Here is a 15862-nt window from a genome sequence, read left to right as displayed (position 1 = left end):
AAAAGGTTGGTAAAATGAGCGTTGCCGTTATAGACCGTATGTCGGCGCCGGTGGCCGTGCTGCCTCCCACGCCCCGTATGCCCTCCCTGGCGCAGGGGCTGGCGTTCGCCTTCGGGCGCCGGCGGTTCGTACAGCGGCTCGCGAAGCGGCATGACAGCGCTTTCACACTGCACCTTCCGCTGGTCGGGCCGCTCGTCTTCATCACTGATCCGCAGCTGGCCAAACAGGTCTTCGCGTTCGGTCCAGACGATCTCGGCAATGTGCAGCCCAACCTCAGTGAGCTGTTGGGCTCCCGCTCGCTGTTGGGGCTCGAAGGGGCTGAGCACCGGGAGCGGCGCAAGTTGCTGGCGCCGTCGTTCCACGGCCGCAAGATCCGGGATTACTCGCAGATCATCGAGGAGGAGACCCTGCGTGAGATCGCCGGGTGGCCGGCCGGGGAGGCGTTCCCGACGTTCCCGTCGATGACCCGTATAACCCTCAACGTGATTCTGCGTACCCTGCTGGGGGCGCAGGGGGACGACCTCGACGAACTGCGCCGCGTCATCCCCTCATTCGTGGCCTTGGCCTCCCGGCTGACGACACTGCCGGTGCCACCGCGCACCGGCGGACGGTTCACGCCGTGGGGCCGGCTCGCGGTGTTGCGCGACCAGTACGAGGCTTGCTTGGACCGGCTGATCGCCGCCGTGCAGGCCGACCCGGACTTCGACAACCGCAGCGACATGCTCTCCAGGCTGCTGCGAAGCCGCTACGAGGATGGATCTGCGCTGTCTCGCAAGGACATCGGTGATGAGATGCTGACCCTGCTGGCAGCCGGACACGAAACCACGGCCGTCACCTTGAGCTGGGCCTTCGAACGCTTGAGCCGGCACCCGGCGGTGTTGGCGGCGATGGCCGACGAGGCGGACGCCGACGGCAACCGACTGCGCCAGGCGACGATTCGAGAAGTGCAGAGGTCTCGCCCCGCGCTGCCGATGGTCGGTCGCCGGGTCCGTTCCGCCGGCGTCGACGTCGGTGACTGGGTATTGCCCCAAGGGTCATCGATCGCCGTCGCGATCGCGCAGATTCACACCGACCCGCGGCTGCACCCCAATCCGGAACGGTTCGACCCGCAGCGTTTCCTGGGCGACTCGATGCCGAGCAACAGTTGGCTCCCGTACGGGGGCGGTGCCCGTCGCTGTCTCGGGTCGGCGTTCGCGAATCTCGAAATGGACATCGTGCTGCGAACCATATTGCGGCACTACACGATCGAGACCACCACGCTACCCGGCGAGAAAACGAACTCGCGAGGCCTGGCGTTCCGGCCGCGGGACGGCGGGCGGATCGTGGTGCGGCGGCGCGCAGCAGTCCGGCAGGGTGCTCAATAGCACTTCTCGGCCGGCCGGAGGTGGATCTCGGTGGCTTCGGCTCGCGCGGACAGCGTGACGACGTCCACGACGGCATCGGCGACATCTTCCGGTTGCAACAGCGACTCCGCCGGGTAGGGACGGCCTTCCTGCCGGAAGATCTCCGCCTGCAGGGGAGTGGCGGTCCGGCCGAGATGGAGGGTGCACACCCGGACCCCATCGGCATTGACCGCGACTCGCAGGCTGTCCGCGATCGAGCGCATGGCGTGCTGGGTAGCGGCATACAGGCCGACGTCGCCGTCAGTACGGGCCAGGATGGTGGAGTTGATCACCACGACATCGCCGCCGCCGGCGCGCAGCATCGGCAGCAGACCCATGGTCAGCGCATAGGGCGCACGGACATTCGTCGCATAGAGAACGTCGAGGTCATCGACCGCGGTCTCGGTGTGCCCGGCTCTGCGGTACGCGCCGGCCGAGTGCACCAGCAGGTCGACTCGCGCACCGGACGACAGTCGGGACACCAGCGCCGACCGTGCGACGTCGTCGGTCAGATCGGCCTGGACGGGGATGATCCGTCCCGGTGCGCCGGTCAGGCTCGCCAATCGCTGCGGGTCGCGGCCGACGGCGGTGACGCCGGCGCCCTCAGCGGCCAACCGCAGCGCGATCGCGCGGCCGATCCCGCTGGAAGCGCCGGTCACCACGGCGTGCCGGGTGGCAAGTGGGCGGTCGACCGCACGCTTCGTCATCGCCCACCCATACTCAGAACACCGGTATATCGTTCCAAGTGTATGTAATAGAATGAAAAAATGGGCACTCGGTTTGTTGCGGGGTTGTTGTGAGTCAACTGGCGGCCCCGGACCGCGTGCTGTGGCTGTCTCCGTGGATGCGGCCCCTGGCCCGCGTGCAGGCCGAAGCACTGCGCCGGCGCGGTGTCGACGTGCTGCTGGTCACCTCCGACCAGCACCCCGAATCCGACGCCGCGCGCGACTACGAGCTGGTGCTGGATCCCCGGATTCGCACCGGCGCCACCTGGCCGGCTTTCCTGGCCGCTTGGCGGGATGTACGCCGATACCGTCCCGACATCGTGATCACCGAGTTGGTCCGCGATCCTCGCTGGATCGCCCTGGCCGGGCCGGCGCCGCGGGTGCAGCTGGTGCATGATGATCGGCCGCACGACAGCGCCGAAGAGCGACCGGGTTACGAGCGTGCGGTGTTCGACCGCTGGGGTGCCCGTTCGGCGGCGACGATCGTCTACAGCGATCACGTGGCAGCAGGGGTCGTCGGGCGCCGCGATGTCGCCGGCACCGCGGTACACATGGTTCCGCTGGCCAGCGATCTCGATCCGGCACGCGTTCCGCCCTTCGTGGGCGCCGACGCGCGCCGCGACTTCGTGGTGATCGGCCGGCTCAATCCGTACAAGAACACCGACGTCATCCTCCAGGCGTGGCGCCGGCACGTCGGGGGAGCCGGCTGGCGGGGCGATCGCCTGCTGCTGATCGGGGACGGCCGCCTGGACGCCGATGCGCTCCCCGAGCACACCGAGTGGCGCCGTGGCAGTTACCGATACGACGATGTGATCCAGACCCTCGCTGCCGCAAAGGGTTCCGTCGCACACTACCGGCGCGCGTCGCAGAGCGGCGTGCAGGTGTTGTCGGCGCAGCTGGGGGTGGCGCCGATCGTGTCGACCGAGGGTGCACTGCCGGAGTATCAGCCACCGGGCGTGCCGGCGATCGGGATCGATGACGTGGCGGGCCTGGCCGCCGCCTTCGATGCGTTGGCCGACCCGCAGACCGCGGCGGTCGCGGGCGCGGCTGCGGCCCGGCACTACGCGCAGCGGTTCAGCGTCGACCGGGCAGCCGATCGACTGGTGGAAGTGCTGAGTGAGGTCCTCGCCACCGGTCAGCGGCGGTCTCCGCGGCAATCCATCGATAACCCGTCGAGCAGGTCAGGGGTCCGCACCGCGCAGAAGTCGTGAATGTAGTTCGGCGGCATGGCGAACGGATGGAATTCGTCCGGCGCGGCGAGCGACGTCTGATCCCGGACCACGTCGAAGTCCACGAGGGGGCCCAGCCCGTGTTCGGATATGTAGAAGAGGTGGTAGCCGAGTTCTTCGAGCTGCCCGAACACGGAGTCGATCGGTGCTGCGAGGTGCCGCTGCTCGATCTCGATGAGAATCGGCGGACGGCTCCGGTGCAGGATCGACGAACCGCTGTGCAGGACGGAACTCTCGTGTCCCTCCACGTCGATCTTCACGAAGTCGACCACGGCGTCGCGCCCCAGCGCGTCATCGAGACGCACCGTCGGGACCTCGAACCGCTCGACGTCCACACCCTGAGCGGCGAACCCGTGGGCCAGGCTGGCCTGCGCGGTGACCAGCCGGCTGCGCTGCCGGGGCACCAGAAGCTCGGCCGGGCCAGGATCGTAGGACACCGCCGCCGCTGCGAAGTGCACGTGGCGGCGGGCGTCGGCAAGCCGGCGCAGCATCGGTTCGTTGGCCGGGTGGGGTTCGAAGCTGTAGACCCGGCCGGCCGGCCCGACGCGTCGGGCCAGGTGGTAGGTGAACAGGCCCCAGCTCGCTCCGACGTCGACAACCGTCGCACCGCGGGGCGAAAAGCGGTCCGCCACCGCCATGGCGAAATCCTTGCTGCGACGCCGTCGCCATAGCGCCTCGGTCGCGTATTCCATTGCGCTGCGCCCGAAAATCCGTCCGACGTTTCGCACCGTCGCATACCGCGCCGCCCAATTGGCCGCACCGTGGGCAGCTGCCCGTGCCTGTACTGGCATTTGTCAAAGCCTTTCCGTGAGTGAAGGAGATCGGTGTCCGGAGCCGATCGCGAGTTCGGTCCACAGCGTGCTCAGCCGCTGGTACCAGGTGTCGAGACCGAAGTCGCCCGCGCGGGCGCGGGCGGCGGAGCCGAGCCGGATGCGCAGCCGGTCATCGGTGACCAGGCTGCTCAGCGCGGCGGCGATCTGCTCGGAACGGCCCGGCGATACCACCAGGCCGGTGGACCGATCGCTGACCACCTCGCCGATGCTGCCCACCAGCGTGGTCACCGGCACCAAACCGTATGCCATCGCCTCCAGCAGCGCCATCGGCAGGCCCTCGTCGCGGCTCGGGAGCAGGAAAACCTGTGCCGCGCTGAGCAGTTCATCGCGTGCCTGCGCGTCGAGCCAGCCGGCGACGTGAATGGTGTCGGACAGCCCAGCCTCGGTCACCAGGGCGGCCAGTTCGTCGATCTCACCGTCACCGGCCAGCGTCACCCGCAGTCGTTCCCGGACCGGTTGCGGCAGAGCCGAGACCGCGGCGACGATGTCGTAGCTGCCCTTGCGTTCGCCGAGCCGGCCGAGTGCGACGGCATGTATCGTCTCGGCGCCCGTCTGCGTCGTCGGAGCGTCCGGAATCCGAACGGCATTGTGCAACACGCTGATCCGGCCACTCTGTACCCCCAGTCGGCCACCGTACTCGCCGACGTGGCGTTCGCCGAGAACGAGCCAGCGGTCCGCGACCAGAACGTGGCGCACCGCCCATTGCAAAACGCGGTGCAGCCGGTCATACCAGCCTCCGAAGTCGTAACTGTGCGCGTGTATCACGGCCGGGACACCGACCAGTCGTGCCGCCGTGAGGGGTAGGGCCTTGCGCACCACACTGCCGCCGTGGGCCAGGTGAACGTGTAACACGCCGACCCGCCGGCGCAGCACCAGCCAGGTGGCGCGCAGCATGCCCCCGCTGCCGACCGAGAGGCGGTGCCACAGTGACCCTTCGGAATATGTCGAAATGACCGCGATGCGCAGCGCAGCGTCGGGGTGCGCGGCCATCAGGGCTGCCACGGTGGCCATTCCGCCGCGACTTGCCGCATCCGCCGGGGCAGGGCCGACCAAAAGAACCCGCAGCTTCTCAGGTTGTCTGTGCATCGAGGCTCCAACTCGTCGGTCGCGTCGTGGTCGGCGCCGGCTCCGGTTGGGAACGCGGCAGTGCCGCGAACGCCATCGCCGCGCCCAATGTCATCCCCATCGTCAAAGCTCCGGCGATGTCCTCGGGCATCGGGTCGACGACCGACATCACCAGCAGTCCGAAGGCGACTGCCACACTGACTTTCGCGGGCGCAGACGCCCGCCGTATCGCGCGATAGAGCGGGATGACCGCTAAGGCGGCGAAGACGGCCATTCCCACCGCCCCGGCCTTCACCAGCCACCACAGGTAGAAGTTGTGCGCGTAGGTGGTGCCGAGAGTGTTGGCGAACGCATCGAAACCGCTGTCGCCGTGGCCGTAGGAAGGCTGATATTCGTAGCCGAGCCCGTGGCCGAACAGTGGTGCCTGATCGAATTTTCCGATGAGGAAGGAGTTCTCGTCCAGCCTGGCCTTCGTCGAGGCGTCCGCCGCAAGGGCATTGGTGGATACTCCGCCCAGCACCCGGCGCTGATAGCCGGTGAATTGATCGGCAAGCCAACTGCCGGCTGGAGTGTGCTGCAGCAAGAACAGTGCTCCGGGAACGATGATGAGAACCGACAGCGCGGATCCGGTGAAGACTCGGGAGATCCGATGGATGGTGGAGAAGCCTTGGGCGGAAAGGAGGCTCGCGACGATCACCGCCAGACCCACGGCGATCAACGTGTTGCGTGAGATCGCCAGCATCGGGCTGATCAGAGCCGGTGGAGCCAGGGCGATCAGTGTCGAGAGCCTGACGCGCCCGACGATCTGACCGGCGACAAGGGCGGCGAGCACGGCAATGGAAGGCTGCAGGCTGTTGGTGATGACCCGGGTGGCCTCCGCCGCGCCGGTCTCGACGGCGGCGCTTTCCACCCGGCCGGTCAGCGGACGAATGAGATGCATCGAGGCCATGACGTTCAAACCCGCTGACACCCATAGGGTTACAGCCATCACCCGAACTGCTTCTTTGATGTAGCCGCCGTGCACGATCAGGATGGCGAGCATGAAGCCGGCGACCATCTCCAGCAGAATGGATGCCTCTCGGACGGCGGCGAAGGTGGGGTTTCCGGCGGCTAATCCCACCGCGGCGCTGAACACGACGGTCAGTGCGAACGCGCCGGGCAGCAGGTAGGTCCTGAACTCCGGGCGGACGGTCGAGATCAGATAACAGACCGCCAGAACCAGTGGCACATGATGGCCGTAGATCATCACCGGGCCGATGATCTTGCCGGGTGGCAGTCCTTCGGGCAGCGCGCCGCACGACAGGAATAGCGCGATCCACATCATGACCTGAGGCCGAGCCCAGTAGACGACCACGCAGAACGTGACGCCCACCAGGATCAGTCCGGACGTCCTGTCGCGCACCGATAACACGCCGAAAGCGAAGCAGCCGAACAGGAACGGCGCCCACAGGGCGGCCGTCAAAGCCAGGCGCTGACGCCCTCGCGCGTAGACGGTCACTTCGCCGCGGTGGCCTTGGCCGGTTGAGACTTGCGCCGGTACGCGCGTATCGCGGCCCGGGCGTGGCGGGACACTTTCGCGTGGGTCAGCACGGTCCCGCTGACGACGCTGGGACGCAGCGCGTACAAGCCGTCGTTGACCTCGTCGACGGTGGTGCGACCCAGCCGCGCGACCAGCACCGTGGCCTCGACCGCGCCGGCGAACAGCCGGGCGTCGGCGGTCGCCAGCGGTGGCGGGCCGTCGATGATGACGCGGTCGTGCCGGGTGGCCAGATCGCGGAGCAGATTCTCGACGGCGTCATGAGAGAAGGCGCTGCACGGCAGGGTTCCCGGCCGGGCTGTTCTCGCCGCCAGCACGAATAGATTCGGCACCGAGGTCGATCGGATCGCCTTCCTGCTCAGCTCGAGGTCGCCCAGCACGCCCGTAAGTCCGTCGCCGGAGGTGACGTTGAGTATGCCCGCGATAGTCGGGTGCAGAACGTTGCCCTCGACGAGCAGGACCTTCTCGCCGAGTTCGCTGAACGCCAGCGCCAGATTGAGCGCGGTCGTGGTCGTGCCCTCCCCGCCGAACGGCGCGGTGACCAGGATTCGGCGTGCCCCCGGGCCGATGGCTCGCAGCAGTCGGTGACGCAGGGTGCGCATCGCGTCGTCGAATGCGCCGTTGGTGCCGAAGCGCGGGGCGTGGCGACCGTGGTCGACGGCCAGTTCGGCCAACGTCGGCACGCCGGAGATCTCTTCCAGCGTCTCCCGGTCCCGGATCGTGCGGTCCGCGGCATTGCGGGTCAGCGCGGCGCCGACGCCGAGGACAGCACCCGCGATGAGCCCGATCGCCATGTTGCGTGCCGGCACCGGCTTGACCGGAAAGCCGGGCACGCCCGGCCGTTCCACGATCGTCGCCATGGCGCGTGGCAGCGACTGCTGTAACGCGAGGTCCGCCGGTTGCGGAGCGGGGATCGGCGTTTCGTTCGCCACCGGCATGACGTCCTGGCCTTCTTGGACTGGCGCCGGCGCCGGCGGCGGCTGCTGCGGTAGGCCGTGCGGCCGGGGCCCGGTGCCGAGGGTCGGGACCATGGCCGCGAATTGATCAGCCATCGCCCCGGCCAGGGCCGCCGCACGCTCGGGTTGGGTGTCCAGAACGGTCAGGGTCAGGATTGCCGACCTCGGCGCGAACGCGACGCTGGTGGCCGCGGCAAGGGCGTCGGCGTTCATCGGCAGATGCAGCTGATCGACGGCGCGTTGGGCCACGGTGTGACCTGCGGCGATAACGGCGTACGAGGACAATCTCTCCTGCGCGGCCTCGGTGCCGTAGTAGGTGTCGTTGAGATTCGTCTCCCCGGTGAACGAGATCAGGATGGTGGCGGTCGACTCGTAGCTCTTGGTCTGCAGGGCGGTGACCGCGCCCGCGCCGAGCAGACACCCCAACAGCGCGCCGACGACTACTTTCCAGTGCTGGCGCAGTACCTGGACGAAGGTACGGAAATCCATCAGTCGTCCCTAATCTAGGCGGTAATCAAGTCCACAACATACCGCAGGTATGAGAACTGGGCATAATTCAGACTTGTTGGACAAGCTGCAGGTGGCGCGGGCGAGGGGCGACGCTGGTCAGCGCTGCGGTGCTGCAGTCAGCGCGCTGCGCGGGATGTCGAGCGTGGCGATCGGGTACCACCCCTGGGCGTCGCGTCCATCGCGAGCCAGGTGCATGGGGGGGTAGTCGACGACGTGGGAGGCATCAGGCTTGTGCTGCTGCCAGGTGACCGCGCCCTGAAGGGTGTAATGGCCCGGCGGCAGATCTGCGACATCGAGCTGCACCGGCTCTTTCACTGATGCCGGAACGGGCTGTTCGGCCGCGGCGCCGGGGCCCCCGTCGTGGACCAGTTCATGCAGGTCGACAGCGGAATCGATGGTGCGGACCACCGTGCCGGAGAAATCGATCAGCCGGTAGCTCGGCGCCCAGCGCTCGGTCGTCGCGGCCGACCCGTAGTTGGTCCAGTTCACGGTGATCTTCGCGGTCCCGTCGCGCAGGGATTCCGACTTGGCTTGGCCTGCAACGGAGTACCGGTAGCCGGCGGCCACATTGGCGTCAGCCCATAACAGGTACAGCTCCGGCTTCATCGGCTGGTCGGAGTTCCGGTCGGCGAAATTGACGCTGGACGTCATCGACACGTGGTACCTGACGATGTCGCGCAGGCCTTTGCGGTAGTAATCGGCGGCGTCGGTGCCCTCCGGCAACTCGCACCATTCGGTGATCACCGGTGCGGTCAGCATCCGGCGTTCGAGCTTGTCGATGACCGGGTCTTTCGACGTCACGTAATAGGATTTGCTGGATTCTGCCCACACCGGAAGCGGCGCGTAGACACCCAGGCAGTCGGAACGTATTCCGACCGGCGCAGATAACCTTCGGGTGACGCCGTCGTCCAGCAACTCCCGCACGATTTCGGGATTGTTCGGTGTGACCACCAACTGGGTGTGCGGGAAGGCATCGACGTTGGCTTTGACCAACCGTTCGATCGACGCCTTGGTGATGTTCTGATCCTTGAACTGACTGACGTAACCCAATGCGTCAGGGCTTTCGTAAGGCCCCGGTCCCGGCACGCCCAGTGCGTCGCGAAGGTAAGCGTTGTGGTTCTCGCTGAAATCGCCGTAGCCCGAGAATTCGAAGACGCTGAGCCGTTCGTCATGGTCGTAGCGGCGGCCCAGCGCGGCGAGCAACTCGGTGAAGTGGTCGAGATAGCCGGAGTCGTTCCAATTCGGGACCACATGGGTTATCGCCGGACCCGATGTGCCGGACGGGCCGGGGTGGCTGGTGGTTGTGCCGGGCAGGGTTCGTAGCCAGTCCGGGGACGCCGCGTTGGTGTCGTTCGGGTAGTGAGCGTTACAGCACGAGTTGTAGGCGTAGACGCGCAGCGTCATGCGCATATGGCGGGTGGCCAATTGTGCCAAGGTGTCGTCGATGATGCGGAAGTCATACTTCTGATCGTCGGTTGCGTCGTGCGGCAGTGTGCGTGGATCGACGGGCTGGAGATCCCGCCACGCTATGCGCAGGCTCGCGTCGTAGGACTTCGGCCAATCCTGATACCGCTTCTGGGCCGGGTTGCCCTGGGGGAACAGCGTCACCATCAGGTCTTCGTACTGGCCGCGTGCTGGGTTGGAAAGCTCCTGTGCGCCCGCAGGAATCGGGGGGCTGATGACGGCCCGGAATATTTCGCCGCTGCCGGCCCCGCCGCACCCGGCCGAGGCGAACAGCAGCGAGCAGCCAAGGACCAGCCCGGTGAGCTTGCGAATCATCGTTCAGATCACCAGGGCCTGGCTGTCGGCGAGGAAGGGCATCGGCATCCAGCGGGAGGCCAGTAGGGCCTGCGCACCGGTAGAGGGCAACGGGCGGGAGAACAAATAGCCTTGCGCCCGGTGGCAGCCGTGCCGCATCAAGGTCAGCGCCGCGGCCGACGTTTCCACGCCTTCGGCGACCACCTGAAGGCCGAACGCATCTGCAAGGGCGATGATTGCCCGCACGATCGCCAAATCGCCTGCATTGGAACCCAGCTCGCGCACAAACACGGTGTCGATCTTGAGCGTGTCGACCGGAAGATCCTTCAGGTGCGACAGGACAGCGTAACCAGTGCCGAAGTCATCGATGGCGATCTGAACCCCCGCCTCACGCAGTTCGGCCAAGGTACGTCGGGTGTTCTCGATGTTCCGGACCACCGCGCGTTCGGTGATTTCCAGGCAGAGTGCTCCGGGGGGCAGTCCGAACTCGTCGATGGTCTCGACGACGTGCTGGACGAATCCGCGGCTGGCCAACTGGATCGGGGAAACGTTGACGCGCATCGTGGTGTTGGGCCGGACGCCCTCTGCCTGCCACCGACTGAACTCGGCACACGCCGTACGCAGCACCCATCGCCCCAGATCGCCGGCGAGATTGGTTGATTCGGCGATACCGATGAACGATCCCGGCAGCAGCAGACCTTGGGTGGGGTGCCGCCAGCGGACCAGTGCTTCCACCGCCACGATCGCCCCGCTCCACAGGTCCACTTCGGGCTGGTAGTAGAGCAGCAGGGACTCGTCGTCGATCTCGCCCTGCAGATGCAATTCGATGTCCTTGCGGAACAAGCTTTTCATCGACATGTCCTCGGTGGAACTCACCGCTTGGTTACCGCCGCCGCGTTTGGCCGCGAGGACGGCTTCGTCGGCGCGGTGCAACAATTCGGCGGCGCTGTCATGCCCCGGTATGCCGACCGCCACGCCCACGCTGGCAGTGCTGGTCACGGTGTGACCATGAATGTCGACGCGTTCGCGCAGGGAGCGCTGAAGCCGGTCGGCGAATTTCTCGGCATCGGCCGGCGACATCGGCCGATCCGGAATAACGACGAATTCGTCGCCACCGATCCGTCCGACCATGCTCCGTGTTCCAGCCTGAGCGCGCAGGCGCCTCCCGAAATCTTGGATGAACCAGTCTCCGGCGGTGTGTCCGAGTAGGTCGTTGATCGGCTTCAGCCGGTCCAGATCGATGTAGAAAATTCCAACGGGGCCAAGCATTTCCGGCGCGAGCCGCTCGGACAGATATTCGACGAGGGCACGACGGTTGTGCAGACCGGTCAGGTCATCGTGATCGGCCAGATACCGCAATCGGTCCTCGGCGACGATGCGGGCCTGAGCTTGGGCGAACAAGGACGCAATCGCCTCGATGGTATTGAGTTCTTCTGACCGCCACTTGGCGCGACGGTATTTCACCAGCGCGAGCATTCCGGTGGTCACCGTTCCCGATAGGAGCGGAGCGGCGGCTATCGACAACGATTCGTTGCGGTGGTTGGCGGGGATCTGGCGCACGTAGCCGGAGAGCTCCGGATCGGGTTGGATCACCGAAAGCTTCTTGAGGTGGGCGCAGGCCGCGAAGACCGGATCGGCGGTGGTGAAGGAGACCACCGCCAGCGGATCGGGGTCCGGCGGGTCGGCTCGCGGTGGCCACTCCGTGACCAGTTTCGATGCCCTGATCTCGTGGTCGTTACGACGCAGGAACGCGGCATCGACACCGAGCTGATCGACGAGTGTCTTCAGGACCTGTTCGCTGACCGCGACGGTGGTGGAGGGGGTCGCGGCCATCAGCTGGGTGGCGATCGAAGTTACCAGCGCCAATCTGTTGGCCACGATGTCCTTCCCAGACGACTGGGCTGATGCCGCAGTTAAGCATATTCCTAATCGGCGAAGGACACGAAAGTTTCCCGACGATCCGCGTCGACGTTACGACAGCGTCTGTGAGCCGCAACCTGCGGGTCATCAAAAGCTGCCCGCTGGCGCTGTCATCCGACCATAGATGGAGCTAGGACCGTGAGCGGTATCGTGGTACCGTCTAGATCATCCGAAACGTACGGATATTGTCCATTTTAGTGGAGGAATGGTTTGCAGTCTGTGGGCGTGGCTTACAGCGCATGCAGTCCGGACTTCACCGAGGCGCCCGCTCGGCGCCTCCCTCAGCTTCGCCCGGGGCACCTCGAGGGGTCCGCACCGCCGATTGCTGCCGCCCGTCGAGACGGGTTGGCGCCGGGGGTGCGGTTGTGCCGACGTACCGGGCGTTGTACTTTCCGCCGGCGTTCTTTCTGCCGGCCGGAGCGCGCCTAGCGGACGGGTCGCGCCGGGGCGGTGTCGGCCAGGAAGCGGCGCAGCACCTCGACCGCGCCGGCAAGCGTGCGGCGGTCTTCGGGAGCCAGCCGGTCCAGCTCCGGATCGATCGCCGCCGCCCGGTCTTGGCGAACCCGGGCCAGCGTGTCCACGCCCTTGCCGGTGATGCGGATCAGCACCGCGCGGGCGTCCTGGGGATCGGTGGCGCGGGTGGTCAGACCGGCGTCCTCGAGGCGGCGCACCTGGGTGGTCATCGTCGGCTGCGAGCAGTGGTCCACGGCGGCCAGCTCCGAGATCCGGGCCTCATCGAGGCCTTCGATGGTGGACAGCAGTCGGGCCTGTGCGCCCGGGATCGGCAGCGCGACCCGCTGGGTCGCCAGCCTGTTGAGCCGGGCGACGACGCTGAGCAAGTCGGCACCCAGACTGGCAGGGACCGGGACTACCATCCTGTCAGTATTTCATCAGCTTTGCTGAACACGACAATCGGCCTGCGGCGCGAGCCGCGCTGTCCCCGGCGGCTGGCAGAATCGACGGGTGACCAAGACCGGCCAGGACAACACCCGAGTCCGGCCTCGGTCGATGCAGCCGGTCGAGATGGCGCAGGCCGCGGTGATGGCCGCACTGTGCGCGGCGACGGCGATCATCGCGGTGGTCGTGCCCTTTGCCGGCGGGTTGGCGCTGCTCGGCACGGTGCCAATGGGCTTACTGGCCTACCGGGACCGGCTCCGGGTGCTGATCGCCGCCACGGTGGCCGCCGCGACCATCGCCTTCCTGATCGCCGGCATGGGCGGATTCATGACGGTGGTCAACTGCGCCTACATCGGCGGGCTGACCGGCGTCATCAAACGGCATCGCCGTGGCCTGCCGACGGTGATCGCCGCCTCCGTGGTGGCCGGGGCACTGTTCGGCGCCGTCGCGGTGCTGGCGTTGACCGTGCTGGCGCGGCTGCGCCACCTCATCTTCGACGCGATCACCGCCAACGTGCAGGGCGTCGCCGCGGCCATGGACCAGGTACCGCTACCGGAATTCCACCGGGCCGCAGACGATCTCACCGGATTTTTCGGGATGCTGCTGCGGCACTGGCAGTTGCTGATCCTGGCGCAGTCGATCGTCAGCATCGTGATCGTCTCGCTGCTCGGCTGGTGGGCGCTGTCGCGGGTGCTCGACCGGCTGCGCGGGGTGCCCGACGTCCACAAATTGGAGCTGCCCGCTGACAGCGGCCCCGTCGCGCCGGTCCCGGTCCGGCTGAATCAGGTGCGGTTCCGCTACCCGCAAACCGGCCACGACGCCCTGGGCCCGCTGAGTCTGGAAGTCCAGGCCGGTGAACACGTCGCCGTCACCGGCGCCAACGGCTCGGGCAAGACCACCCTGATGCTGTTGCTGGCCGGGCGCGCACCCACGGCCGGCACCGTCGAGCGTCCCGGCTCGGTGGGCCTGGGCGCCCTCGGCGGGACCGCGGTCGTCATGCAGCACCCGGAGAGTCAGGTGCTGGGCACCCGGGTCGCCGACGACGTGGTGTGGGGGCTGCCGGCGGGCACAACCACCGATGTCGACCGGCTGCTGGAGGAGGTCGGCCTGACCGGCTTCGCCGAGCGTGACACCGGTGGCCTGTCCGGCGGTGAGCTGCAGCGCCTGGCGGTGGCCGCGGCCCTGGCCCGCGAGCCGGCGCTGTTGATCGCCGACGAGGTCACCAGCATGGTCGATCCGCAGGGGCGCGACGTGCTGCTGCGGGTGCTGTCGGGGCTCGCCGGATCAGCCGGGCGGCATCGCACGTCATTGGTGCACATCACCCACTACAACGATGAGGTGGGCAGCGCCGACCGGATCATCGACCTCAGCGGCTCGCCGGACAACACCGCGATGGTCGAGACCGCCGAAGTCCCGGCGGCACCCGCCAACGTCGCGGCCGGCCACTCCGGCCCGCCGGTACTGGAACTGTCCGGTGTCGGGCACGAATACGGCAGCCGCACCCCGTGGGCCAAGACCGCACTGCGCGACATCAGCTTCACCGTCGAGGAGGGCGACGGGCTGCTGATCCACGGCGGCAACGGCTCGGGCAAGTCGACGCTGGCGTGGATCATTGCCGGCCTGACGACACCGACCAGCGGCACCTGCCTGCTCGGTGGGCGTCCCGCCGACGAGCAGGTAGGGGCGGTCGCTTTGTCGTTCCAAGCGGCCCGGCTGCAGCTGATGCGCAGCCACGTGGGGCTGGAAGTTGCCTCGGCAGCAGGGTTTTCGCCGCACGACCAGGCCCGGGTTTATAGCGCGCTGGCGGCTGTGGGCCTGGACGCGGCACTGGCCGGCCGGCGTATCGACCAACTCAGCGGAGGTCAGATGCGCCGCCTGGTGTTGGCCGGGCTGTTGGCCCGGGCTCCGCGAGCGTTGATCCTCGACGAGCCGCTGGCCGGCCTGGACGCCACCAGCCGGGAGGGGCTGCTGCGGCTGCTGGAGGATCTGCGGCGCGACACCGGCCTGACCGTGGTGGTCATCTCCCACGACTTCGCCGGACTGGGGGAGTTGTGCCCGAGGACCCTGCACCTGCGCAACGGGGTGCTGGTGCCGGCGCCGGCGGGTGCGGCATGACCGCGACGACGCGTCCGACCCCGCGTCCGGTGGTGCTGCTGCGTCCGGTGCCCGGCGACTCGGCCGTGCACCGGTTGTGGGCGGGGACCAAACTGATCGTCGTCTTCGGCATCTCGGTGCTGCTGACCTTCTACCCGGGCTGGGCGCCGATCGGCGCGGTGGCACTACTGGTGTTCGCCGCGGCGAGGATCGCCCGGATTCCGCGGGGCGCGCTGCCGTCGGTACCGCGCTGGCTGTGGGTGCTTCTCGTGATCGGCGGAGCCACCGCGGCCATGGCCGGCGGCGACCCGGCCGGCTTGGGTGGGCTGTTGAACTTCCTGCGGATCACCGCGCTGTCGATCGTGCTCCTGGGGTTGGGTGCGATGGTGTCGTGGACCACCAATGTCGCCGACATCGCGCCGGCGGTGGCCACGCTCGGCCGGCCACTGCGTCTGCTGCGAATCCCGGTGGACGACTGGGCCGTTGCGCTGGCACTGGCGCTGCGCGCCTTCCCGATGCTGATCGACGAGTTCCGGGTGCTCTACGCCGCCCGCCGGCTGCGGCCCCGGCCCCGACCGCGCACCCGGCGAGAACGACGGCGGCGGTGGGCGCGTGAGGCGATCGACCTCATCACGGCGGCCATCACCGTCACGCTGCGCCGTGCCGACGAGATGGGGGATGCGATCACCGCGCGCGGCGGGGTCGGCCAGATTTCGGCATACCCGGCGAGAGCGGGACTGGCTGACGCGGTGGCCCTGACCCTGGTCGCCGTGGTGTGTGGGGCGGCGCTGGCCCTGGAGCTGACGGTGCTGACCACCACCGGATAGGTTCGTCGCCACTTCGCCGTCTCCCGCTCGCCGCCACGCCGCGAGATTGCATTCACGCAGGATTTTCGCCGTTTTTTCCTGCATGGTTGCAATCTCGGCGCGTTGTCGGTGCCGACGTGCATGCTCGCC

11 protein-coding genes and 1 pseudogene are annotated in these 15862 nt (G+C 67.7%); 4 read left to right on the top strand and 8 right to left on the bottom strand.

From position 1 onward, the window contains the following. Nucleotides 1-14: 14 nt before the first annotated feature. The gene (locus tag K6T84_RS01905; RefSeq protein ID WP_225399355.1) at nt 15-1364 is read left to right on the top strand and encodes a cytochrome P450; all 1350 of its coding nucleotides are present in this window, start codon (nt 15-17) and stop codon (nt 1362-1364) included. Here K6T84_RS01905 and K6T84_RS01900 read toward each other — a convergent pair. Next, nucleotides 1358-2089 carry an SDR family oxidoreductase gene (locus K6T84_RS01900; RefSeq protein ID WP_225399356.1) on the bottom strand — a complete coding sequence of 244 codons (732 nt, stop codon included), beginning with the start codon at nt 2087-2089 and terminating at the stop codon, nt 1358-1360. The genes K6T84_RS01905 and K6T84_RS01900 overlap by 7 nt on opposite strands. Nucleotides 2090-2205: 116 nt before the next feature. Between K6T84_RS01900 and K6T84_RS01895 the strand changes: the two are divergent. After that, nucleotides 2206-3237 (top strand): annotated as a pseudogene (locus K6T84_RS01895) (glycosyltransferase); the annotation flags it as partial. Between the two features lie 5 nt (nt 3238-3242). Here the strand turns inward: K6T84_RS01895 and K6T84_RS01890 are convergent. The 7 genes from K6T84_RS01890 to K6T84_RS01860 form a co-directional block, all read right to left on the bottom strand. Beyond that, nucleotides 3243-4127: an FkbM family methyltransferase gene (locus K6T84_RS01890; protein WP_225399357.1), complete on the bottom strand. Its 885-nt coding sequence runs from the start codon at nt 4125-4127 to the stop codon at nt 3243-3245. Between the two features lie 3 nt (nt 4128-4130). Next, the gene (locus K6T84_RS01885; RefSeq protein WP_225399358.1) at nt 4131-5255 is read right to left on the bottom strand and encodes a glycosyltransferase family 4 protein; all 1125 of its coding nucleotides are present in this window, start codon (nt 5253-5255) and stop codon (nt 4131-4133) included. Next, nucleotides 5239-6732 carry an O-antigen ligase family protein gene (locus K6T84_RS01880; RefSeq protein WP_225399359.1) on the bottom strand — a complete coding sequence of 498 codons (1494 nt, stop codon included), beginning with the start codon at nt 6730-6732 and terminating at the stop codon, nt 5239-5241. Before K6T84_RS01880 ends, K6T84_RS01885 begins: the two co-directional genes overlap by 17 nt. Beyond that, on the bottom strand, nt 6729-8216 hold the full coding sequence (locus K6T84_RS01875; protein ID WP_225399360.1) for a tyrosine-protein kinase domain-containing protein: 1488 nt from the start codon (nt 8214-8216) through the stop codon (nt 6729-6731). Before K6T84_RS01875 ends, K6T84_RS01880 begins: the two co-directional genes overlap by 4 nt. 117 nt (nt 8217-8333) lie before the next feature. Further along, on the bottom strand, nt 8334-10016 hold the full coding sequence (locus K6T84_RS01870; RefSeq protein WP_225399361.1) for a hypothetical protein: 1683 nt from the start codon (nt 10014-10016) through the stop codon (nt 8334-8336). Nucleotides 10017-10019: 3 nt separating this feature from the next. Then, nucleotides 10020-11828 carry a sensor domain-containing phosphodiesterase gene (locus K6T84_RS01865; RefSeq protein WP_225399754.1) on the bottom strand — a complete coding sequence of 603 codons (1809 nt, stop codon included), beginning with the start codon at nt 11826-11828 and terminating at the stop codon, nt 10020-10022. Nucleotides 11829-12340: 512 nt separating this feature from the next. Beyond that, nucleotides 12341-12790, bottom strand: coding sequence for a MarR family winged helix-turn-helix transcriptional regulator (locus K6T84_RS01860; protein ID WP_225399362.1), 450 nt, complete (start codon nt 12788-12790; stop codon nt 12341-12343). A gap of 133 nt (nt 12791-12923) precedes the next feature. On the opposite strand from K6T84_RS01860, the gene K6T84_RS01855 reads away from it, so the two are divergent. Both K6T84_RS01855 and K6T84_RS01850 read left to right on the top strand, forming a co-directional pair. Then, complete coding sequence (locus K6T84_RS01855) at nt 12924-14927, top strand: DUF2232 domain-containing protein (protein WP_225399755.1); 2004 nt, start codon at nt 12924-12926, stop codon at nt 14925-14927. Next, nucleotides 14924-15733 (top strand): CbiQ family ECF transporter T component, encoded by an 810-nt coding sequence (locus K6T84_RS01850; protein ID WP_225399363.1) that lies wholly within the window; start codon nt 14924-14926, stop codon nt 15731-15733. Before K6T84_RS01855 ends, K6T84_RS01850 begins: the two co-directional genes overlap by 4 nt. The last annotated feature ends 129 nt before the right edge of the window (nt 15734-15862 follow it).

Origin of the sequence: Mycobacterium zoologicum (assembly GCF_020181635.2) — a bacterium.
GTDB lineage: Bacteria > Actinomycetota > Actinomycetes > Mycobacteriales > Mycobacteriaceae > Mycobacterium > Mycobacterium zoologicum.
The sequence above is the reverse complement of the archived record's forward strand: the minus strand, read 5'-3'. Positions and strand labels throughout refer to the sequence as shown.